We start from the raw sequence: 23,157 nt of genomic DNA, 5'->3' as shown, positions 1-23,157 counted from the left end.
CGTGCTGTTCCTGCGCCCAATCAGATTGGTCACACACGATCATGCTGAAAATCCGCTGGTTTTTTTATTTTTCGTCGCGGGAATCACGAGGTATTCCCGCTCGTTGTTGTTATTTTTTATTGCGCAACTTTTTTCTGATAATGCGCGGTGCCGTGACGAATCTGGTCGAGGATCACGGTCAATCCCCAGAATTTCTCCAGCACTTCATCCTTGTTGACCCGGCAGTGAATGCTGTCAAAGGTGCCGCGGCGTTGATGGTAAATCTTGGCGTTTTTCGGATAGCCCAGCGTTTCAGTGACGGCGGCCAGCGACAGGAAATCAGCCAGTTCATCTGCCAGTGCGGGGTTTTCCTGATGGTGGTGATACAGCCACACGTACAGTTCTGGGTGGAGGTTGGTGAACACGCCGCTGAAACCCCGTGAGCCCGCTTTCATCGCCGGGAAGGCAATGGGTGCATTAGCGTTGATGATATTAAGCGGGGTGTCCTGCACCAGCTTGACGCGACGGGTTACGGTGTCCAGATCGCAGCTTACGTCTTTCAACACCACAAAACGGCCGGTGTTGGCGCAATAGGTCAGCTCTTCGTCACTCAGCAGGCGGCGATACGGTGCCGGGCACTCATACAGGCTCAGCGGCAGTGAGGCTGGCAGAACCTCCAGCAGGCTGTTCAGCGTACTGAAGAAGGTGTCACTGCCGGTTTTCTGCGGATCGAGGTGGTTAGTCACCAGCACCAGTGCATCGATGCCGGTTTGCGCCATGGCAGACAGCTCTTCGATTTGTGCGCCGAGGTCGTCACTGATGTGGCCGGAGGCGATCACTGGCACACGGCCTTTCACATGGTCGACAACGAAATGGGCCACCGCCACGCGTTCTTCCAGCGTCAGGAATTGCATTTCACTGGACTGGCATACGGCAAACAGCGCATCGACCTTGTTTTCCAGATACCAGTCAATTAGGTTGGCCAGGCCGGGATAGTCTACGTCGTTCTGTTCGGTGAACGGTGTAAGCATGACAGGGACGATACCATCGATTTTTTTCATTTTTTGTTTCTCCGAATACAGACTGTGCGGGCGCGGGCCCGCAGGCATTAACGTTGTGATAAACGTGCGATAACCTGTTGATGTTCTCGCATGTTTGAGGCACCTTCCCGCTCGACCGCCAAGAAAGCAAAGGCGGATGCGTAGGTCGCGGCCTGCACCATGCTTTGTCCGTTGGCCAGTGCGGCGGCAAAGGCACCGTTAAAGGCATCCCCTGCGCCGGTGGTATCCACACCGAGTGCCGGAAAGGCCGGAATGTGTTGGAACTGGTGGCCGTCATACAGCAGCGCACCGCGCGATCCCATGGTAATGATGACGCGCTTGGCACCCATACGTGCGATTTTCAGCGCGGCTTCTTTGGTGCTGTCAAAATCCTGAATGTCGATACCCGATAGCAGTGACGCTTCCGTTTCGTTGGGCGTGATCACGTCCAGATAATTCAGATAGGGCAGTATCTCGCTGGAGTAGGGCGCCGGATTGAGGATCACTTTTTTTCCCAGCGCATGCGCCAGCTTGATGACGTTCAGGGTGGCGGAAAAGTTATTCTCCAACTGCACCAACAGCACGTCTGACGTGGTTAATTCCGGTGCGATGGCCGCCACTTCATCATCGGTGATGGTCTGATTGGCACCGGGATAAATGGCGATCATGTTCTCGCCGTTTTGCTGTGAGACATAAATGATGGCGTTTCCGGTGGGCTCTGTATCGGATTGATACAGCTTGAACGCGTGAATATCCGATGACGACAGATGGTCGTAGGCAAACTGGCTGAACTGATCGGTGCCTACCTTGGTGACAAAATAGACCTGTGAACCTGCCCGACTGGCGGCCATCGCCTGATTGGCTCCTTTACCGCCGGGGCCGAGGGCGCTGCCCTGCGCCATGATCGATTCGCCGCCTTTGGGAAAACGCGCCACCTTGGCGACGATATCGACGTTGAACGATCCTAAAATACACACCTTGCCGTTCATCTTGTTTCCTTTCTGTTTGCTGGTTTGATGCCGGATCTGCTTTTCCAGTCGCTTAAGCAGTACTTCAAAATTTTCACTGCGGGGGGCAATCAGCTCAGATTGCAAACTGCGCCGCACAATAATTGCACCGCCGTAGCAGCGCTGAACCAGATTCAAGCGCGCCAACTCGTTCAGGTCGCTGCGGATCGTCTCTTTGCTCACGGCAAATGCGGTGGCCAGATAATCAACACTGGCACGTTCGTATTTGGTTAAATAAGCCAGAATTTGATTACGTCTTTCTTCCAAGAACATGGTCACCTCGCTGCTGGATATGAGCCTAAAGGAGCGGCTATGGTTAAAAAGTGACTATTGTCATAGGATAATGGGCAAAACGGAAGCAAACGGAAGTATGTATATTATTGATATATAACCACTTTACAGCGACAGCGGTATTCGTGGCGCGGGCGTCAGGGTAAACCGACGGTTTATCAGAACAATATTTCAACCCTCTTAATAAAACGATGTGATATTTTTATGACAAATCAATTTGCTAACGGATAAACCACGATGGCAATTCGCCTAACAGCCTTATCTCAGCCACGCTTGGCACAGGCGTTTGTCGACTATATGCAAACGCAGAATATTCAACTGGAGTTACGCTTCTCTGGGCAAGAAGCGGAACTCTGGCTGGACGATGAGGCGCGGTTGGCCGAAGTACAGCAGGCGCTTGAGGTGTTCATTCATGACCCGATGCATCCGCGTTATCAAGCGGCCAGTTGGCAGGCGGGATCAACCTCTTCGCCCCTGCGCTATGCACGTTTCTCTTATTTGCAGACGTTACAGCAGCGCGCCGGACCATTGACGCTGGGTGTGATGATTACCTGCATTGTCGTTTATCTGTGGATGACAATATTCGGTAACGATCGTGCCATGGTGTGGCTCTCTTACCCAGATGCAGGACAACAAGGCCAGCTATGGCGCTGGTTCAGCCACGCTCTCCTGCATTTCTCCTTGCTGCATATTTTGTTTAACCTGATGTGGTGGTGGTATCTCGGCGGGCCGGTAGAGAAAATTTTGGGGACGCGTAAGCTACTGACCTTGGCGCTGCTCTCTGCGGTTGCCAGCGGCTGGATACAATCATTCTTCAGTGGCATCTATTTCGGTGGCCTGTCCGGTGTAGTGTACGCCTTGATGGGCTACGTCTGGCTATATGGTGAACGTGTGCCGTCGGGCCCGCTGTTCATGCAGCGCGGATTGATGGCCTTCGCATTGTTGTGGTTGATCGCCGGATATTTCGATATTTTAGATCTACGCATTGCTAATGCCGCGCACATCGTGGGTCTGGTTATTGGGTTGGTGCTGGCTTTTCGGGATACTCAGCAGAAAAAAGCATGATCGCAACCCGGTAGCATTACGGGGTAAGCGTTGCCAACAGCACAGAGAAGTCTCAACCTGAGGGTTGAGTGGAAACCTGTTTTAGGGGAACAACGTGAGGCAAACACAGCGGCACGACGCCATCATTGAACTTGTGCGTCGGCAGGGATATGTCAGTACCGAAGAGTTGGTAGAGCATTTTGCGGTCAGTCCGCAAACGATTCGCCGGGATCTTAACGATCTGGCGGAGCAGAACAAGATCCATCGCCACCACGGTGGCGCGGCACTGCCTTCCAGCTCGGTGAATACGGCTTACCACGATCGCAAGATGATGTGGTCAGATGAAAAAGCACGTATTGCACGTAAAGTCGCCAACCAAATCCCGGATGGTGCTACGCTGTTTATAGATATCGGGACAACGCCAGAAGCGGTTGCCTATGCTCTGTTGCAACATAAGGATCTGCGGGTCGTCACCAACAACCTGAACGTGGCGACGCTGTTGATGGGAAAAGAGGATTGCAGGCTGATTCTGGCAGGCGGTGAAGTGCGCACCCGGGACGGCGGCATTATGGGTGAAGCGACGCTGGATTTCATTTCTCAGTTTCGTCTGGATTTTGGCATCCTCGGCATCAGCGGCATTGACATGGATGGCTCCTTGCTGGAGTTTGACTACCATGAAGTGCGCACCAAACAGGCGATTATCGAGAATTCCCGCTGCGTCATGCTGGTCACCGACCACTCCAAATTCGGTCGCAATGCGATGGTGAATCTGGGCAACATGGACCTGATCGACTATCTTTTTACCGATCAACTACCACCACCCAGGGTAATGAAAATCATTGAACAACATAAGGTGCAGTTGGAGTTGTGCTGAGCCAGACGTGCCTTTTTCTGATTGATAACAGGGGAGAGGCACGATGGGAAAGCTGTCATTCAACCACACGCTGTTTATTTCTGCATTGCACCGCCAACGACAACACTATGGCGTGGCGGCGCTGACCTGCCTCAGCGCCCAGCAGCAGTGGCATGTCGTCAGTACAGCGCTGGCGGAACAGCTTGCCGCTCACCCGATAACCCCTCCCGATTCGCCGCCAGGCCGTCATGTCAACTACCTCTCAATGGAATTTTTACCGGGTCGCCTCACCGGCAATAACCTGATTAACCTGGGATGGCACTCTGCCGTGGCAGCGGTGCTGGCAAAGCAGGGGCTTAACCTCAGCGATGTGCTGGAAGGCGAGACTGACCCGACATTGGGTAACGGGGGGTTAGGGCGTCTGGCTTCCTGTTTTCTGGATGCGATGGCGACGGTGGGGCAACCGGCGATGGGCTATGGGCTGGATTATCAGTACGGCCTGTTCCGCCAACATTTCGAGGGCTGCCAGCAGCATGAGTATCCTGATGACTGGCAGCGCGATGCATACCCTTGGGGGCGACCGCAGCCTGAACTGAGCGTGAAGGTCGGTTTCGGTGGCGCTATCGAACGGCGCGATAGAGAGGCCGAAACATGTCAACCCGCCTTTTATTTTTGCGGTGAGGCGCGCGATGTGCCGGTGTTGGGCTATCAAAATGGCGTGGTACAGGTGTTGCGGCTCTGGCACTCTACCGCGGAAACCCCTTTTGATCTCACGGCATTCAACGCCGGGCGCTATCTGGACGCGGAGCGCGCCGGTGTGTCAGCGGCGAGTCTGACGAAAGTGCTTTATCCGAATGACAACCATGCCGCCGGTCGGCGTCTGCGCCTGATGCAGCAATATTTTCAGTGTGCCTGCGCCATCGTGGACATTGTGCGTAGACACCTTCAGGCTGGGCGGACGTTGTCAGCGCTGCCAGAGTGGGAGGTGATTCAACTCAACGACACGCACCCGACGCTGGCTATTCCGGAATTGTTGCGCGTGTCACTGGATGAACATCATCTGGGTTGGGATGAGGCGTGGGGTATCACCCAACGTATGTTTGCCTATACCAACCATACGTTGATGCCAGAAGCGCTTGAGCGTTGGCATGATGGCTTGTTCCGTCGCCTGCTGCCCCGCCATTTTGATCTTATCAACACCATTGATACGCATTTCAAAGCGCAGGTGGAACAACAGTGGAGAGCACAGGCAAAGCATATCTGGCCGCGTGTCGCCATTCGCTATCAGCATCAGGTGCGCATGACAAACCTGTGCGTGGTGGTCTGCTTTGCCGTTAACGGGGTGGCAGCACTGCATTCGCGTCTGTTCGTGAGCGATCTGTTTCCAGAATACCACCAACTTTGGCCGCAAAAATTTCATAACGTGACGAACGGCATTACGCCACGCCGCTGGCTAAAACAGTGTAATCCGGCGCTGTCGGCACTGCTGGATGAAACGGTTGGAACGGCCTGGGCCACGGATTTACCCGTCTTGCGTGAGCTCGAACCTTACGCCGATGACACTGCGTTTCGGGCGCGTTATCGCGCCATCAAGCAGCAAAATAAAGAAAATCTGACAAACTGGGTAAGCCAGAATCTGGGGATAAAACTGGACCCTCACGCCCTGTTTGACTTGCAGATCAAACGCTTGCATGAGTACAAACGCCAGCACCTGAATTTGCTCCATATTCTTTCACTTTACCGCCAATTGCGTGATAACCCGCATCTGGATATAGTTCCGCGCGTCTTTTTATTCGGGGCTAAGGCTGCACCTGGATATGTGCTGGCAAAAAATATTATCTACTCCATTAATAGCGTAGCGGAGAAGATTAATCGGGATAAGCATGTCAGAGATCGTTTGCGTATACTGTTTATTCCAGATTATCGTGTGTAGCTGGCGGAACGAATCATTCCCGCTGCCGATGTGTCAGAGCAAATCTCCACCGCCGGGAAAGAGGCCTATGGCACCGGGAACATGAAGCTGGCATTAAACGGTGCGCAGACAGTGGGGACGCTGGACGGTGCCAATATGGAAATGGCGCAGGAAGTAGGGAAAGAAAACCTGTTTATTTTCGGGCATACGGTGGATGAGGTTAAAAGCGTGCTGTCACAGGGCTACGATCCGCGTGTGGTGCTCAAGCAGGTGCCGCAGTTGACCCCATTGCTGGATGAACTGGGCAGCGGCGCGTTTAGCCACGGCGACAAAGCGGCGTTTGCGCCGTTGCTTGAAAGCCTGCTGGATAAGGGCAACCCCTATCTGTTGTTGGCCGATTTTGCGCCTTATTGCCAGGCGCAGCAGCGTGTGGATGCGCTGTATCGTGAAACGGAGGAATGGACGCGACGGTGTGTGCTAAATACCGCGCGAATGGGTTTTTTCAGTGCCGATCGGGCGATTCATGATTATCAGACGCGCATCTGGCACGCGCGCTGTTGAGGAAAGGAAGATGTCATTCAAGGTAGATAACCCGAAGTCCGCTCCTGTCGGCGTTGCCGATACCTATACTGATGCATACGGTAAAACGCACCTTGTCGATGTTGCGGTGAAAAAACAACTGCTGACCATGATGGCAACGAGCGGTTGTGAAAACGCACTACTGCCTTCGGTTCAGATTTTTCGTCAGGGCAAGGCTGTGCTGATTCCCCTCTCAGGCGACGGCGAGTTTGGTTGGACACTGATGTATGAAAACGGGGGGCAGGTTCAGGGCAACGTCACGGGCGGCAGTGAACTGCTGCTGCCGGATGCTTTACCACTGGGGTATCACGAACTGATATTGATGCGCGGTGAACAGCGCTGGACCTGCCGCGTGATTGTTGCGCCGCAGCGTGGCTATGAGCCGGAGTCCTTAACCCAGGGGAAACGTTGGTGGGGCGTTAACGTGCAGCTTTATACGCTGCGCTCGCAGGATAATTGGGGGATTGGCGATTTTGGCGATCTGCGCCAACTGGTGGAGCAAGTGGCACGGCGCGGCGGCGCCTTTATCGGCGTGAATCCACTGCATGCGCTTTATCCTGCCGACCCCGAGGCTGCCAGTCCTTACAGCCCCTCTTCCCGTCACTGGTTGAACATCATTTATATCAACGTCAACCGTATTGATGATTTTCAACAGAGCAAAGAGGCGCAAGCCTGGTGGCGACAGGATGACACCCAGCGTCAACTCGCGGCATTGCGTGCCGGACGCTGGGTTGACTACAGCGGTGTGATGGCGCAAAAACTGGCCGCACTGCGGCTGGCATACGACTTCTTCAAGACGCGTAGCGTGCTCGATCCGCGCGTCAGCGCATTTCGTCAATTTGTGGTCAACGGTGGACAAAGCCTGCAACGACAAGCCACCTTTGATGCGTTGCAAACCTGGCTCAAACGTCAGGTTGAGAATTATGGCGATTGGCAGCAGTGGCCAAAGCGTTATCACGATGTGCATGGCGACACGGTGAAAGCGTTTTGTCAGGAAAATGAGCACGAGATTACGTTTTACTGCTGGCTGCAATGGGTGGCTAGCGAGCAACTGGCTGAGTGTTTTGCGCACAGTAAACAGCTCGGGATGCCTATTGGCCTATACCGGGACATGGCCGTGGGCGTGGCGCAGGGCGGAGCGGAAACCTGGGATGAGCGTCGGCTCTACTGCCTGGAGGCCGCCATCGGTGCGCCGCCCGATCCGCTGGGGCTGTAGGGGCAAAACTGGTCGCTGCCACCGATGAACCCACACGTGATGCAGGCGCAGGGATATCAGCCGTTTATTGATGTGCTGCGCAGCAACATGGCGCACTGTGGCGCATTGCGTATCGACCACGTGATGGGGCTGCTGCGCCTGTGGTGGATTCCCAAAGCCGAGCCCGCTACGCGCGGTGCCTATGTACATTATCCGCTGGATGATTTACTGGCTGTGCTGGCGCTGGAGAGCCAACGCCAGCGCTGTCTGGTCGTGAGTGAAGATCTGGGGACGGTACCGGCCGAGATTGTGGATAAACTGCGCGACAGCGGCGTTTACTCTTACAAGGTGCTGTTTTTTCAACAGGATGAGCACAATCACTTTCGGGCTCCACTCGACTATCCGCGCCAGTCGATGGCGACGATTACCACACACGATCTGCCCACGTTGCGCGGCTTTTGGCAAAACGTCGATCTGTCATTGGGCAAAGAACTTGGCCTTTATCCCGATGAATGCACGTTGCAGCAGCAGATTGAACAGCGTGACAACGCCAAGCAGGGCTTGCTCGATGCGCTGCATCAGTATCAGCTATTACCGCAGCGCGTAGGTCGCAATGCGGCGTTAACCGCGATGGGCACGCAACTGAGCCGTGGTGTGCAGCGTTACCTGGCGGACAGCCTTGCTGGGGTTGCAACTTGAAGATTGGCTGGATATGGCGACACCGGTCAATATTCCCGGCACCACGCGCGAATACCCTAACTGGCGGCGCAAGCTGAGCAGAACGGTGACGTCAATATTCAGCGATCGTCACCTGGAACGTTTGATTCGCGATCTTGATCTACGGCGTGGTTTGGCGTTGCCGCCTCAAACGGCGCGTGGAGCCAGTGAGCGTTGATGGGTTGAGGCATACTCCCCATAGGGACGTGGGGAGTATGGCGATCAGTGGATCAATAGTATGAATGTTCGCCGTGCTGGTGCTCTGTCAAATCGCGCACGCCTTTCAGCTCAGGGAATTTCTCTAGCAGCTCTTTCTCGATCCCTTCTTTCAGCGTGTAATCGACCATTGAACAGCCGTTGCAACCGCCGCCGAATTGCAGGATAGCCAAGCCACCATCGGTGATTTCCATCAGTGTTACACGACCACCGTGCCCGGCCAATTGGGGGTTGATCTGGGATTGCAGCACATATTCCACGCGTTCCATCAACGGCGCATCGTCACCCACTTTGCGCATTTTTGCGTTAGGCACTTTCAGCGTCAGTTGAGAGCCCAACTGATCGGTAACGAAGTCGATTTCAGCATCTTCCAGGTAAGGTGCGCTCAGTTCATCCACGTAGGCGGAAAGCTTCTCGAACTTGAGTTCAGTGTCGGAGGCTTCCACCGCATCCGGCGGACAATAGGAAACGCCACACTCAGCGTTAGGCGTGCCCGGATTGATAACGAAGACGCGAATTCGTGTGCCTTCTTCTTGTTTTACCAGCAGTTTGACAAAGTGGTCTTGTGCAGAGTCGGTAATACGGATCATAGTGGGTTAACTCAATAGTTGACTACGCTTATCGGTCATAATACGCCCATCGTGGCGTTAACTCCAATTCATTCACGGTAAATGCCATTTATGGCAACAAAGGCGCTCACGCAGCGTGCGGCACAGGCACCATACCTGAATATGCGCGGCACCCTGCGCCTGTAAAACGCAGCAGATCTCTGTCACCGTATTGCCGGTGGTCACCACGTCATCCACCAGCGCCACCCGCAGCCCGGAGAGATCCTGGTCGCAGGCAAACGCATGACGCAGGTTGTAGCGCCGCTCAGATGCGCACAGGTGCTGTTGCAGAGGCGTATGACGCACACGCCTGAGCGCATGCGGATGATAGCGACAGCGCAGCCAAAGGGCCAAAGGCTGGGCCAGTAACTTGGTTTGATTGAAGCCGCGTCGCCAGCGCTGACGGCGGTGCAGCGGCACGGTGAGCAGTACATCGGGTTTCTCAACGCGTTCAGGAGCAAGGCGATATACGTTAAGCCAGCGCAGTAACATCTGTCGCACGAGCACCTGCCCGAGTTCGATGCGTCCGTGGAATTTGAACTGTTTCAATAGTGTGGTGAACGGTGGGCAGTAATCGGAGACAAACGTCAGGCTGTGCCAGCATGGTGAGCGATACAGGCAGCGGCCGCACGGCAACGTGGCATTTCCGGAGGTTAACCCACAGCGCGGGCAGCATACTGGTGGAGCAGGAAGATGGCGCTGACAATAGCAACAAATACCGTGGTGGTAATGATAAAGCGGTTGTTGGCATAGCCAGCAGTTAGCACCGATGGTTAACATAGTAGCCTCTCAACAACATATCGAACGGCTAGCAGGAAGATAATTGATGACAACGCTCTACTGGCACACCGAAGGGGAAGGGAAACGCGATCTTGTGTTGCTGCACGGATGGGGGTTGAACGCGCAGGTATGGCAGGGTATTGCGGCGCGATTGGCTCCGCATTTTCGGCTGCACTGTGTGGATCTTCCCGGTTATGGCCGTAGTGTGGGATATGGAGCGTTACCGCTTGCTGACATGGCCGGTATCGTGCTGGCACAGGCACCCGAGCAGGCTGTCTGGTTGGGATGGTCGCTGGGCGGACTGGTTGCCAGTCAGGCGGCACTCAGTGCGCCTGCGCGTGTCAGTGATTTGGTCACGGTCGCCTCCTCCCCCTGTTTCAGCGCTCACGAGGAGTGGCCCGGCATTAAACCTACGGTGTTGCAGGGTTTTCAGCAGCAGCTTAGCGAAGATTTTCAGCTCACCGTGGAACGGTTTCTGGCATTGCAAACGCTGGGCACAGGCAGCGCACGTCAGGATGCGCGTCTGCTAAAAAGTGTGGTGCTGGAGCAGCCGATGCCGAGCATTGAGGTGCTTGAGGGGGGCTTGGACATTTTGCGCCAGACCGACTTGCTCGAGGCGATGGCGTCGTTGACGTTGCCGATGCTGCGTATTTACGGGGCGCTGGATGGGCTGGTACCACGTAAAGTGGCGAGCCTGCTTGATGAACGCTGGCCCGATAGTGATTCAGTAGTGATGGCGCAGGCGGCGCATGCACCGTTTATTTCTCACCCGGATGCCTTCGCCGAAACGGTTTGCGCGTTTGCTGGTGTCTAACGCTTTGTTGAGTAAAGGCACAAAAAAATGTCTCACCAACGTTAATTTACATATTCTCCTCATTTTCTCCATGATGTTGCGTGTGGTGACAGGGTAAAGTAGTGCGTTATTTAAGATACCTATAAATAATCAACAATATGCGCCACGTATAAAATAGTCTGAAGGAGCGTTGTTTCGATGGCGAATTTTTTTATTGATCGCCCGATCTTTGCCTGGGTACTGGCCATCCTGCTGAGTTTGGGTGGCATGATGGCGATCGCCTCGTTGGCGGTTGAGCAATACCCCGATTTGGCACCGCCCAATGTGCGTATCACCGCTTCCTATCCGGGCGCTTCTGCGCAGACTATGGAAAACACCGTGACGCAGATTATCGAGCAGAGCATGACCGGGCTCGATCATCTGATGTACATGTCATCGCAAAGCAGCTCCGGTCAGACACGCATTACCTTAAGCTTTGATGCGGGCACCGATCCGGATAACGCCCGTCAGCAGGTGCAGAACCAGTTGCAATCCGCGATGCGAAAATTGCCGCAGGATGTGCAACAACAATGGGTTACCGTCAACAAGACGGAAGACACCAATATCCTGATGATCGCATTCGTCTCGACAGACGGCAGCATGGAGAAACAGGATAGCTCCGACTACGTCGCCAGTAACGTACAAGAACCGCTCAGCCGCATCAACGGTGTGGGTAGCGTCGATATTTTCGGTTCGCAGTATGCCATGCGCATCTGGCTCGATCCGTCCAAACTCAAATCCTTTTCCCTGACGGCCAGCGATGTGGTGAGCGCCATTCAATCGCAAAACAGTCAGGTGTCAGTCGGTCAGGTCGGCGGCACGCCATCTGTAGACTATCAGTCACTAAATGCCACCGTAAACGCGCGCTCGCTGTTGCAGACGCCCGAGCAATTCCGCGCCATTACCCTGCGTGTGAATCAGGATGGCTCTGCGGTGACGCTGGGCGACGTGGCGAAGATTGAACTGGGGGCAGAAAACTACGACTCGCTGAGCTACTTCAACGGTCAGCCTGCCTCCGGGCTTGGTATCAAACTGGCGTCCGGGGCTAATGAAATCGAAACCAATAAGCTGGTGCGCGCGCGCTTGGCCGAGCTGTCCCCGTTTTTCCCGCAAGGACTGGAAGTGAAAATCGCGTTTGAAACCTCACCCTTTGTAAAAGCCTCAATTGAGGATGTGGTCAAAACGCTGTTGGAAGCGGTACTGCTGGTGTTTTTGGTGATGTACCTGTTCTTGCAAAATTTCCGCGCTACGCTCATCCCCACTATCGCAGTCGCCGTGGTGCTGCTGGGGACGTTTGCCGTGCTCTATGCTTTTGGCTTTAGCCTCAACACGTTGACCATGTTCGCCATGGTGCTCGCCATCGGGCTGCTGGTGGATGATGCCATCGTGGTGGTGGAAAACGTTGAGCGCGTAATGAACGAGGAAGGGCTGAGTCCCAGAGCCGCGACGCGCAAGTCAATGCAACAGGTGCAAAGTGCATTGGTGGGCATTGCTCTGGTGCTTTCTGCGGTATTTGTACCAATGGCGTTTTTTGGCGGCACGACCGGCGCTATTTACCGCCAGTTCTCCATTACCATCATCTCTGCGATGGTGCTGTCAGTGTTGGTGGCGCTGATTTTAACCCCCGCGCTGTGCGCCACGCTGTTGAAACCGTTGGCGAAAGGCGAACACCATGGCAAACGCGGCTTCTTCGGCTGGTTTAACCGTCAGTTTAATCAGCTCTCTGAACGTTATGAGCACGGTGTTGGCAAGATAGTGGTCAAAAGTGGCCGCTGGTTTGTGCTCTACCTCGCGATTATTGGTGTTATGGCGTTCCTGTTTCGCACCTTGCCTACCTCGTTTTTGCCGCAGGAAGATCGCGGCGTCTTTATGACGCAGATCCAGCTACCGCCCGGCTCGACACAGCAGCAAACGCTGAAAGTGGTCGAGAAGGTGGAAGCTTATTACATGACGCAAGAAAAAGAGAATGTGGTGTCGGTGTTTACCGCCGTCGGTAACGGTCCCGGCGGTAACGGCCAGAACGTGGCACAGCTGTTTGTACGTCTGAAAGATTGGGATGAACGTCCCGGCGCGAAAAACAGTGCAGGTGCCATCGTTGAGCGGGCAACGCGCGCCTTCCGCCGTATCAATGAGGCAAGAGTTTTCGCCAGCACACCACCGACAATTTCCGGTTTGGGTAACGCATCCGGGTTTGATATGGAATTGCAGGATCGCGCAGGGTTGGGGCACGATGCTTTGATGGTGGCGCGTGACACGCTGCTGGCGCAGGCGGCTGGAGATGCGCGTTTGACCCGGGTTCGCCACAACGGTCTGGATGACAGTCCGCAAATGCAAATCACCATCGATCAGCGCAAAGCGGAATCGTTGGGGGTTTCCATCAGCAACATCAACAGTACGCTGAAGATTGGCTGGGGCTCCACTTACGTGAACGATTTTATCGATCGTGGACGGGTGAAAAAGGTGTATGTGCAGGCAGACGCCCCTTATCGCATGCTGCCAGACGATCTCAACAAATGGTATGTGCGTAATGACAGCGGAGGCATGGTGCCGTTCTCCGCCTTTGCGCAAACCTCGTGGATGACCGGCTCGCCGCGACTGGAACGCTATAACGGTTTCTCCGCGTTGGAGATCCTTGGCGAATCAGCGCCGGGCGTCAGCACCGGTACAGCCATGGATGTGATGGAACAACTAGTGGCTAAATTACCAGAAGGGTTTGGGCTGGAGTGGACCGGCATGTCGCTGCAAGAGCGCATGACCGGAGCACAGGCTCCGGCGCTCTATGTCATCTCTCTGCTGGTAGTGTTCCTGTGTCTGGCGGCGCTGTATGAAAGCTGGTCCGTGCCGTTCTCCGTGATGCTGGTGATGCCGCTGGGCGTGCTGGGCGCATTAATCGCAACCTGGGCGCGCGGGCTGGAAAACGATGTTTATTTTCAGGTTGGCCTGCTGACAGTGATCGGGCTCTCAGCCAAAAACTCCATATTGATTGTAGAGTTTGCCAACGATATGAACTACAAAGGCGTGGATATCGTCAAAGCCACGCTGGAAGCTTCCCGCCAACGCTTGCGTCCCATCCTGATGACGTCACTGGCCTTTGTTTTTGGTGTGTTGCCGATGGCAACCAGCACCAGTGCGGGCTCCGCCAGCCAGCACGCGGTAGGCACCGGCGTGATTGGCGGCATGGTGGCTGCCACCGTGCTGGCGATTTTCTTTGTTCCCCTGTTTTTCGTCGTAGTACGACGCCGCTTCCCATTGAGAGAGAAAACGGAGTAGTGCTTATTGGTCTCTCTTTCCTTATCCCCGAGGGAGTCACGGGGATTTTTTTCCTGCCTGCCTCGTGACGAATAAACCTCTCCATCCCTGTCAACATTCATCACACTGTAAACAAAGGTAACTAGGTTATGTCCTGATTATATTATCGCTCAAGGACATGACCATGAACGCTCGTTGGCTACTGCCGTTGCTGTTTGCTTCCACCCTGCCGGGGTTCGCGCAGGCTCAAGCGATTTACCCTATCGACCGCGCCACCATGCTGGCTGGCGGTAAGTTTGACTTTAAAGTTGAGTTTGATGCTGTACTGAAACCCGCAGATGTCCGCATTCTGATCAACGGCAAGGATTACCAGCAGGTACTGGGTAAATCCGCTACCTTTGTTGAGCGCGAAGACGGGCAGGATGTCTCTGCCGTGTGGATCCGCGATGTGTTCCTGCCGCAGGCAGGCAAGTATGAAGTAGAAGCGCAGGCTAACGGCAAAACGTCGAAAGTGACCTGGTATGTCTATCCCAGCGCGGAAAAACGTAAAGCGAAGAACGTCATTCTGTTTATCGGTGATGGCCTCTCTGTGGCGCACCGCACCGGCGCGCGCATCCTTTCCAAAGGCGTGACCGAAGGGAAAGCCGATGGTCGTCTGGCGATTGACGATCTGCAATACATGGCGTTTGCCGGTACCTCCAGTACTGACTCTATCGCGGCAGATAGCGCCAATACCATGAGCGCCTACATGACGGGGCACAAATCCGGCGTGAATGCGTTGGGTGTCTATGTGAGCCGCAGCAAGAATTCGCTGGAGCATCCGAAACAGGAAACGCTGGGCGAACTGATCACCCGTTCTTCCAAGATGTCGGTTGGCGTGGTCAGTGACGCTGAACTGGAAGATGACACGCCAGCGGCGGTGGTGTCTCACACCCGTCGTCGCGCCGATAAAGCGGAAATCGTTGAGATGTTCTACAACGTGAAGCCGACAGTCATGCTGGGCGGCGGTTCTGCCTACTTCCTGCCGAAGAGCACCGCTGGCTCTAAACGTAAGGATGACACCAACTACGTTGAGAAATTCCAGCAAGCGGGCTATACGCTGGTCACAGACGCAGACGGATTGAAGAAGAATGCTGAGCAGGCCACCAAACTGCTGGGGTTGTTCCATACCGGCAATATGGATGGTGTGCTGGATCGCCGTTTCCTGAAAAATGACGTGACCAAGAAATTCCCCAATCAGCCGGATCTGACTGATATGACGCAGGCTGCGCTGGATGTGCTGTCGAAAAACAAAGACGGCTTCTTCCTGATGGTGGAATCGGCGCTGATCGACAAAGCCTCTCACCCGTTGGATTGGGAACGCGCCTTTACCAACACCATCATGCTGGATCAGTCAGTGGCCATTGCCAAACAGTTTGCTGAGAAGAACCCGGATACGCTGATCATTGTCACCGGTGACCATACGCACGGCCTGTCGATTATCGGTACGGGGGATGATGATAAACCGGGTACCGAGATGCGTGAAAAAGTGGGCGTGTATGAAGATGCTGGCTTCCCGAACTACAAAGATGCCAACAAAGATGGCTACCCGGATGACATCAACGTCTCTAAACGTTTAGCGGTATTCTTCAACAACTACCCGGATTACTATGAAACCTTCCGTCCGAAACTGGATAATCAGTTCGTTCCTGCCATCAAGAACGAAAAAGACCAGTATGTAGCGAACAAGGCCTATGAAAGCGTGCCGTGTTCCGTGAAGGCATTCTGCCGCGCTCTTCGGACACAGGCGTTCACGCCGTGGATGACATGGTGATTCACGCCAGTGGCCCTGGCGGTGAAAAAATTCGCGGGTATATGGAAAATACCGAGTTGTTCCGCGTGATTGTTGATGCGCTGGCGCTGAAACCACAAGCCACCAAGTAACGCGCTGTAATGAAGAGCCTTACGTTACGTCCGGCGGGGGAGAGCCCGCCGTTATTCTTCTCGGTGTTGTGGCGCATGACCGGCGTCTGCGTGTTAATGCTTAGCCTGATCGGCACCACGCGTGCCGCATTGCCCACACTATCTTTCGATAAACTCTATGCCTCGTATGGCGTGCTGGGGTTGGAATTTTCCGATGAGGTAAAAAAACTCTCGGGAAAACGCGTCAAAATGCGCGACTTTATGGCCCCACAGCTCAAGGCTGAATCCCAATTCTTTGTGTTAACCAAAATGCCGATGGCACTCTGCCCGTTCTGCTCTTCCGACGCCGACTGGCCGGAGGATATCGTGGTGGTTTACCTGTCAAAACGGCAAACTTTCGTACAGAACAACACCATTATCGATGTGGAAGGCGTGCTGGAGTTTGGCTCCTGGACGGACCCGGAAACCGGGTTTGTCAGCCTGTTACGCCTGCGCGATGCCCGCTTTGATACTCCTTAGGAGCCGCTGTGGCTGATTTGCATATTGAAAATTTAACGGTCTCTTTTCCTTATATTCCCAATGCCGTGCTGGACATTGCCCAATTGCAGATTGCGGCGGGCAGTTGCGTGGCGGTAATGGGGCCATCAGGCTCGGGGAAAACCACGTTAGTCAATGCCATCACGGGCATGGATTGTGAGGGCACTGGCAGTGTGCGCTGGGGCGAGCAGGATATTCGTCAACTGTCAGAAGCCGAACGCGATCGCTGGCGTGCTCGTCATGTTGGTCTGATTATGCAAGATTTTCATTTGTTTCCCGGCCTTGATGCGCTGGAGAACGTGCTGCTGCCAGCACGTTTTCACCATTGTCATCTGCCTGCTCCATTGAAGGCGCGGGGGAAAATGTTGCTGGATCGCGTCGGTGTGAACACCGGTAATCGACCGATTGAAGTGCTGTCGCGCGTTGAGAAACAGCGTGTGGCCGTAGCGCGCGCTCTCTTGGCGACTCCGGAAATTATCGTTGCCGATGAGCCTACGGCCAGTCTGGATGCACACAACGGTGAGCAGATCGCCGATCTCCTCGTCACGTTGGCCCGGGAACAGCGCAGTACGCTGATTGCCATTACGCACGACAAACGGCTGGCCGCGTTGATGTCGCTCTGTATTCAGTTGGAAAAAGGACAGCAAGTGGCGGATGACTCTCAGGAGGTACAGGGATGATCCCATGGCGTTTGATTATCGCAGACTGGCGTCGACTGTGGCCGGGCGTGGTAGTGGTAGTGGTGGTGATACTGATTGCGTTGGCGACCGCGTTGAGTATTTCTGTGAGTTTACAGGAGTGTGCTCTGCGTATGGGCAACGCCAAGGCGGCGGACCGTTTCGATCTGGTTATCGGTGCACCGGGGAGCGAAACGCAACTGGTGCTCTCGTCAGTCTTTCTCCAGCCTTCTGCATTGACACTGATTCCGGCACAGGTGCTGGATGAGGTACAGAAAAACCCGCTGGTGGCCTGGGCGGCACCGGTGGCGTTTGGTGATTTTTATCAAGGTATGCCGATCGTGGGGACTAACGCGGCATTGGTGACGGATGTTGGGAAACGCCGATTGCTAGCTGGTCGGGTGTTTAACGATGGATTTGAAGCTGTAGTGGGCGCAGGGACCGGACTGTCGATTGGCAGCACCTTTAGCCCGGTGCACGGCCAGGTCGGGGAAGAGGGGGCCCATGCGGAAGTGCGCTATACCGTGGTCGGCGTGCTGCCCGCCGACGGCAGCGCCTGGGATAAAGCCATTCTGGTGCCGGTCAACGCGGTATGCCGTGTGCACGGCATCCATGCACCCAGTGACCATGACGATGAGCACGAGCATCATGATCATGATGATGGGCATGAGCACGCCGAGGGTGATACACATGAACACCATGATGACAGTGAAGTGCATCACCATGAGGTGGGTGTTCCTGCCATCGTAGTAAAACCCTTAAGTATTGCTGGCGCTTACCAACTGCGCTCACTCTATCGCAGCACGGCGACGCAGGCTGTATTCCCGGGAGAGGTGCTGGTGAAGCTCTATTCCATCCTCGGTGATATTCGTGCGTTGTTGATGTATATCGCGATAGGTACGCAAGGGTTGGTGGGAATGGCGGTGGCGCTGGTAGCGGTGATGCATTTACGCCAACGCCAGAAGCAAATCGGTGCATTGCGTGCTTTCGGCGCGCCGCGTACCGGTATTTTCCTGTTGATCTGGAGCGGATTGATGTCACTGGTGTTTGCCGGTGTGGCGATCGGTGTGGGGCTGGGCTATGCCGCTGCTCAGGCCGTGGCGATTATCATGAGTGAAAAGAGTGGCTTTGTCTTGCCGATTACGTTGGGCGAAGACGATCTGTGGTTCGTGCTGCTACTGCTGGCCGTGGCTGCCGTGGTGCTGACGCTTCCTTCCGTGCTCTCCTATCGACAGTCTCCTGCGGCGGCATTGCGCGGGGAATAATGGATATAACAAGGGGCCGTTTGGCCTCTTGTTATGACCTGACAATATTTTCTCTCTGCGATTACCAATGATTGACCAAGGTGATAATGCCTTGTTTTAGTAAATCATTTTCTGAATTCATTCCCTCTCATCTCACCGTTATATTCTGAATAGATGACTGACGTTAATATTTGGCACCTTCATGTTTAAAAAATGACTCAGAAAAATGTGTTATTCCTATATTTTTCTGTTTTTGTGCGAGTTTACTTTTCGATAAAAATCATTCACGCATTTATTAAGGAATTGCTCATGCAGCAACAATACGTAATTATCTACTGTGTTGCCGGGATGATGACGATATTTTCAGCTCAGGCCGAAAACACCGTTACCGCCGCAACAATAAGTGGGGCGTTGGGATGGTTAGAGGGAAAATCACACGAAAATGTTTACATGGAAAATGGAGATAAACTCAGCCAACTGGATTGGAAAATAAAGCAAACCCCGATTATGGCAATGGCGGTTAATTGGGATATATTCCCGCACATAACATTGAATGCTCGGGGTTGGACAACATTCGCTGAGCGAAGCGCAAAAATGGATGACTATGATTGGCTTTATGACGATCAAGCGCACTGGAGTGAATGGTCTTATCATCCCAATAGTCGCCTGAACCATGCGAATGCGTTTGATATGGGGGTTCAGAGCTGAGTTGTAAGCCAGCCCAATTACCGACTGGGAGGGATTGTCGGTTATCAACAGACGCGTTATAGCTGGACGACTCTGGGTGGGTTTTATCAGTATGATAACGGTGAAACGGTGGGGGCATTTGAACGGGGCAGTAATCGTGGTGGCTACAGGCAACAATTCGATGCCCCATATCTGGGGGTGACCGGGATCGTGTGCTATCAGAATTTTGAGCTGAGTGCACTTGCGAAATATAGCCCTTGGGTCAAAGCACGTGATAATGATGAGCACTATTTTCGCCAATTGACTTTTCGCGATGAAGGCAATTATGGGCGTTATTATTCCGTGTTGGTGGACATTGGTTATTATCTGACATCCTGTGTCAAGGTATTTACCGCGCTGAGTTGGAATAAATATGATGAGAGTAGAGGAGGGACGCAAATTATCGATCAGGTTTCAGGGGAGCAGGGATATATTGGCGGTCACGCGTCGGGTATTACCAATGAGTATTACATGGTGACAGCAGGCCTGACATACCGTTTTTAATCGTCACCAAGGGTTGCCCGCGTAGTTTTCGCCGTAGTGGGGTATCCTGGCCCCATCAGCTGATGACGTCAGAAAAACAGATCGAGACCGGCAATGATTTTTGTTCAAAAAAATTGACTTACCACAGAAAATCACTTAGCTATTCATTACCGAGTAGTGGCGCTATTCTTCTCTTCATCGAAAGCACGTCGCTTTCTACCTAACCACAGAGATAAGGATTAGCATCATGAAAACCATCAAAACTTTTGCAGCAGTATTGGCCCTGACTTCTCTCTCTTTCAGCACCTTCGCCGCAGAGCAGATCGGTACCGTTTCCGTAAGTGGCGCTAAAACGCTGAGCGGTTTTGAATCGCAAGTTGCCGCTAAAGCACAGGCAGCAGGTGCATCTTCTTACCGTATCGTTTCTGCTACCGGTGATAACCAACTGCGCGGCACGGCAGTTCTGTATAAATAAGTGAAGTCGAGCAAATGTTACAAGGGGAGCCAATGGCTCCCTTTTCTTATACCCGTCATACTTCAAGTTACATGTGCGTTGGCTGTGCTCGTTATTCGGCCCATCCCTGGGCCTCACCTCTTACGAGGCCGCCGCACGCGGCGTTCAAATCTGCTCTCGGCAGATTTGTCATCCGAATCAATTACTTGAGTAAGCTCATCGGGCTTTCCTCACTTGCCGCCTTCCTGTAACTCGAATTATTTAGGGTATACAAAAAGCTAACGTTTTTTAAATGCGGCGGCCAGTGCATCGCTCATGGCGCTATTGCCTGCTGAGCTCTGCGGCTGTTTTGCACGCGGTGCATGATGAGCAGGGCGAGATCCGGTGTTGCGTTGGGCTCCGCTGGCGCTACGGCGTGACGGGGTGTCACCCGGCTGTTCATCGAGACGCATGGTCAGCGCGATACGCTTACGTTGCAGATCGACCTCCAGCACCTTGACCTTCACAATATCACCGGCTTTCACCACCTTGTGCGGATCGTCGACATAGCGATCGGACAGCGACGAAATGTGCACCAAGCCATCCTGATGTACGCCAATATCCACGAAAGCGCCAAAGTTGGTGACGTTGGTGACCGCCCCTTCAAGCACCATACCCGGCAGCAGATCGTTGAGCGTTTCCACCCCTTCGGCGAACGCAGCGGTTTTAAACTCCGGTCGAGGATCGCGCCCAGGTTTTTCCAACTCTTTCACGATGTCTGTCACCGTGGGTAATCCGAAACGTGTGTCAGTGAAATCCACCGCCTTGAGTTTGCGCAGCGCGGCGGAGTCACCCATCAAATCGCGCAGTGTCTGGCGTGTGGCTTCCAGAATGCGTTCGACCACCGGGTAGGCTTCTGGGTGAACCGTCGAGGCATCCAGCGGGTTATCGCCGTGGTTGATACGCAGGAATCCGGCGCACTGTTCGAAGGCTTTTGGCCCCAGGCGACTGACCTTGAGCAACTGCTGACGGTTGTCAAAGCGTCCGTTTTCGTCACGCCAGTTGACAATATTCTGCGCCATCATTTTGCTGAGCCCAGCAACACGCGTCAGCAGCGCCACTGATGCTGTATTCAGGTTGACGCCCACGGCGTTAACGCAGTCTTCCACCACCGCATCAAGTTTTTTCGCCAGTTGCACTTGGCTCACATCGTGCTGGTATTGGCCGACACCGATGGATTTGGGATCGATCTTCACCAGCTCTGCCAGAGGGTCCTGCAAGCGACGCGCAATAGAAACCGCACCGCGCAGGGAAACATCCAGACTGGGGAATTCCAGCGCCGCCAGCTCTGATGCAGAATACACTGAAGCACCTGCCTCACTGACAATCACCTTCTGGGCATTGATTGCCGGGAACTGTTTTTGTGTATCGAGGAAGAAACGTTCTGTTTCACGTGATGCGGTGCCGTTGCCGATCGCCACGAGTTCTACCTGATGCTTAACGCATAGTGCCGCGATGATCGGGGCCGCCTTGGCAGCCTGTCCGGTATGTGGGTAAATCGTATCCGTGGCAACCAGTTTGCCAGTGGCATCTACCACAGCGACTTTCACGCCCGTGCGCAAACCCGGATCGAGCCCCATGGTGGCGCGCATTCCGGCAGGCGCGGCCATCAGCAGATCGTGCAGGTTGCGTGCAAACACATTGATGGCTTCTTCTTCGGCCTTTTCACGCACGGTGCCCATCAGCTCGGTTTGCAGATGCAACAGCACCTTGATACGCCAAGTCCAGTTGATCACCGCACGACGCCAACTGTCGGCAGGAGCGTTGTTAAGCTGCAAATTCAGGTGTGAAAGGATGATCTGTTCACCCTGGCTTTCGCGCGGCGGCTCGTCAAACTGTGGGTCGGCGTTCAGGGCGAGTTGCAGTACCCCTTCGTTGCGGCCGCGAAACATCGCCAGTGCACGGTGTGATGGCACGCTGGCGATCGGTTCTTGATGGGCAAAGTAGTCGCGGAACTTCGCGCCTTCATCTTCTTTGCCTTCAACCACGCGTGCGACCAGATGGGCATTTTTCCACAAATAGTCGCGTACCTTGGCCAGCAAGATGGCATCTTCTGCGAAACGCTCCATCAGAATGTAGCGCGCACCGTCCAGCGCGGCTTTGACATCGGCAACGTCTTTGTCTTCGGCGACATAGGCCAGTGCCGCCTCTTCAGGCACCTGGCTCGGGTCTTGCCACAGGCTGTCTGCCAGCGGTTCCAGCCCGACTTCGATGGCAATTTGTCCACGACTACGGCGTTTGGGCTTGTACGGCAGATAGAGATCTTCCAGCTCTGTCTTACTCAGGGTGCCATTAATCGCCAAAGCCAGTGGTGGTGTTAATTTTCCTTGCTCTTCGATCGATTTCAGAATGGTCTGACGCCGTTCTTCCAGTTCGCGCAAGTAACCGAGGCGGCTTTCCAACTGGCGCAGTTGGGTATCATCCAACCCGCCAGTCACTTCCTTACGGTAACGAGCGATGAACGGTACGGTGTTCCCTTCGTCCAGCAGGCGGACGGCGGCGTCAATCTGCTCCTTTCGCGCCTGCAATTCGCTGGCGATAATCTGGCTCAATGCATCATTCATAATCGGAATTCAATCATCATCAAGGGGTGAGTTAACTAATCGGGGACAGTTATACGGATTGCGTAGCAAAAATGCCAGTCGGCATTATGGCTTCTCAGAAAATTTACCTATGTCAATTTTTCAGCGAATTGTTCGAATTTAAAGCCTTTTTTCGCGTATTAAGGAAAGGTGCGGTACGGAGTGTACTCTGGCTGTGTTACGGTAATGCTGCGCAGATTCGCGTTATGGG

Annotated in this window: 15 protein-coding genes and 3 pseudogenes; 13 read left to right on the top strand and 5 right to left on the bottom strand. The window is 54.1% G+C overall.

All coding sequences use genetic code 11. From position 1 onward, the window contains the following. Positions 1–116 precede the first annotated feature (116 nt). Together CS369_RS17610 and rbsK are read right to left on the bottom strand one after the other, a co-directional pair. On the bottom strand, positions 117–1,040 hold the full coding sequence (locus CS369_RS17610) for a dihydrodipicolinate synthase family protein (protein ID WP_196908110.1): 924 nt from the start codon (positions 1,038–1,040) through the stop codon (positions 117–119). A gap of 47 nt (positions 1,041–1,087) precedes the next feature. Next, positions 1,088–2,299 (bottom strand): ribokinase, encoded by a 1,212-nt coding sequence (gene rbsK, locus CS369_RS17605; RefSeq protein WP_196908109.1) that lies wholly within the window; start codon positions 2,297–2,299, stop codon positions 1,088–1,090. Between the two features lie 255 nt (positions 2,300–2,554). Between rbsK and glpG the strand changes: the two genes are divergently transcribed. The 4 genes and pseudogenes from glpG (at position 2,555) to malQ (ending at position 8,795) form a co-directional block, all read left to right on the top strand. Continuing rightward, on the top strand, positions 2,555–3,382 hold the full coding sequence (glpG, locus tag CS369_RS17600) for a rhomboid family intramembrane serine protease GlpG (protein WP_196908108.1): 828 nt from the start codon (positions 2,555–2,557) through the stop codon (positions 3,380–3,382). Positions 3,383–3,476: 94 nt separating this feature from the next. Then, entirely contained in the window at positions 3,477–4,235 is a 759-nt protein-coding gene (locus CS369_RS17595; RefSeq protein ID WP_196908107.1) for a DeoR/GlpR family transcriptional regulator, read from the top strand. A 43-nt stretch (positions 4,236–4,278) separates the two neighbouring features. Next, positions 4,279–6,687, top strand: a pseudogene (malP, locus tag CS369_RS17590) (maltodextrin phosphorylase). 10 nt (positions 6,688–6,697) lie between these two features. After that, positions 6,698–8,795: pseudogene (malQ, locus tag CS369_RS17585) on the top strand (4-alpha-glucanotransferase). A 52-nt stretch (positions 8,796–8,847) separates the two neighbouring features. Here the strand turns inward: malQ and nfuA are convergent. Further along, positions 8,848–9,423 carry a Fe-S biogenesis protein NfuA gene (gene nfuA / locus CS369_RS17580; protein WP_196908106.1) on the bottom strand — a complete coding sequence of 192 codons (576 nt, stop codon included), beginning with the start codon at positions 9,421–9,423 and terminating at the stop codon, positions 8,848–8,850. Positions 9,424–9,495: 72 nt separating this feature from the next. Next, positions 9,496–10,221, bottom strand: coding sequence for a DNA utilization protein GntX (gntX, locus tag CS369_RS17575; RefSeq protein ID WP_196908105.1), 726 nt, complete (start codon positions 10,219–10,221; stop codon positions 9,496–9,498). A 46-nt stretch (positions 10,222–10,267) separates the two neighbouring features. Here gntX and bioH point away from each other — a divergent pair, with 46 nt between their 5' ends. The 9 genes and pseudogenes from bioH to CS369_RS17530 all read left to right on the top strand — a co-directional run bounded on the left by bioH (position 10,268) and on the right by CS369_RS17530 (position 20,346). Beyond that, positions 10,268–11,035 carry a pimeloyl-ACP methyl ester esterase BioH gene (gene bioH / locus CS369_RS17570; protein ID WP_196908104.1) on the top strand — a complete coding sequence of 256 codons (768 nt, stop codon included), beginning with the start codon at positions 10,268–10,270 and terminating at the stop codon, positions 11,033–11,035. Positions 11,036–11,212: 177 nt separating this feature from the next. Beyond that, the gene (gene acrD, locus CS369_RS17565; RefSeq protein ID WP_196908103.1) at positions 11,213–14,323 is read left to right on the top strand and encodes a multidrug efflux RND transporter permease AcrD; all 3,111 of its coding nucleotides are present in this window, start codon (positions 11,213–11,215) and stop codon (positions 14,321–14,323) included. Between the two features lie 163 nt (positions 14,324–14,486). Then, positions 14,487–16,115: an alkaline phosphatase gene (locus tag CS369_RS17560; protein ID WP_244665078.1), complete on the top strand. Its 1,629-nt coding sequence runs from the start codon at positions 14,487–14,489 to the stop codon at positions 16,113–16,115. After that, on the top strand, positions 16,100–16,225 hold the full coding sequence (locus CS369_RS24685) for a hypothetical protein (protein WP_280514821.1): 126 nt from the start codon (positions 16,100–16,102) through the stop codon (positions 16,223–16,225). The genes CS369_RS17560 and CS369_RS24685 overlap by 16 nt, the downstream gene beginning before the upstream one ends. Positions 16,226–16,234: 9 nt before the next feature. Further along, complete coding sequence (locus CS369_RS17555) at positions 16,235–16,723, top strand: hypothetical protein (RefSeq protein WP_244665077.1); 489 nt, start codon at positions 16,235–16,237, stop codon at positions 16,721–16,723. Between the two features lie 8 nt (positions 16,724–16,731). Then, positions 16,732–17,421, top strand: coding sequence for an ABC transporter ATP-binding protein (locus tag CS369_RS17550; protein ID WP_196908102.1), 690 nt, complete (start codon positions 16,732–16,734; stop codon positions 17,419–17,421). Beyond that, entirely contained in the window at positions 17,418–18,683 is a 1,266-nt protein-coding gene (locus tag CS369_RS17545; RefSeq protein ID WP_196908101.1) for an FtsX-like permease family protein, read from the top strand. Before CS369_RS17550 ends, CS369_RS17545 begins: the two co-directional genes overlap by 4 nt. A 192-nt stretch (positions 18,684–18,875) precedes the next feature. Then, positions 18,876–19,892 (top strand): annotated as a pseudogene (locus tag CS369_RS23970) (omptin family outer membrane protease). A gap of 226 nt (positions 19,893–20,118) precedes the next feature. After that, the gene (locus tag CS369_RS17530) at positions 20,119–20,346 is read left to right on the top strand and encodes a YdgH/BhsA/McbA-like domain containing protein (protein WP_196908099.1); all 228 of its coding nucleotides are present in this window, start codon (positions 20,119–20,121) and stop codon (positions 20,344–20,346) included. Positions 20,347–20,603: 257 nt separating this feature from the next. On the opposite strand, the gene CS369_RS17525 is transcribed toward CS369_RS17530, so the two are convergent. Beyond that, positions 20,604–22,928 carry a Tex family protein gene (locus CS369_RS17525; RefSeq protein ID WP_196908098.1) on the bottom strand — a complete coding sequence of 775 codons (2,325 nt, stop codon included), beginning with the start codon at positions 22,926–22,928 and terminating at the stop codon, positions 20,604–20,606. Positions 22,929–23,157 lie beyond the last annotated feature (229 nt).

The sequence above is a fragment of the Candidatus Symbiopectobacterium sp. 'North America' genome, from assembly GCF_015762685.1.
In the GTDB taxonomy this organism is placed as follows: Bacteria; Pseudomonadota; Gammaproteobacteria; order Enterobacterales; family Enterobacteriaceae; genus Symbiopectobacterium.
This window is presented reverse-complemented; position numbering and strand designations above follow the sequence as displayed.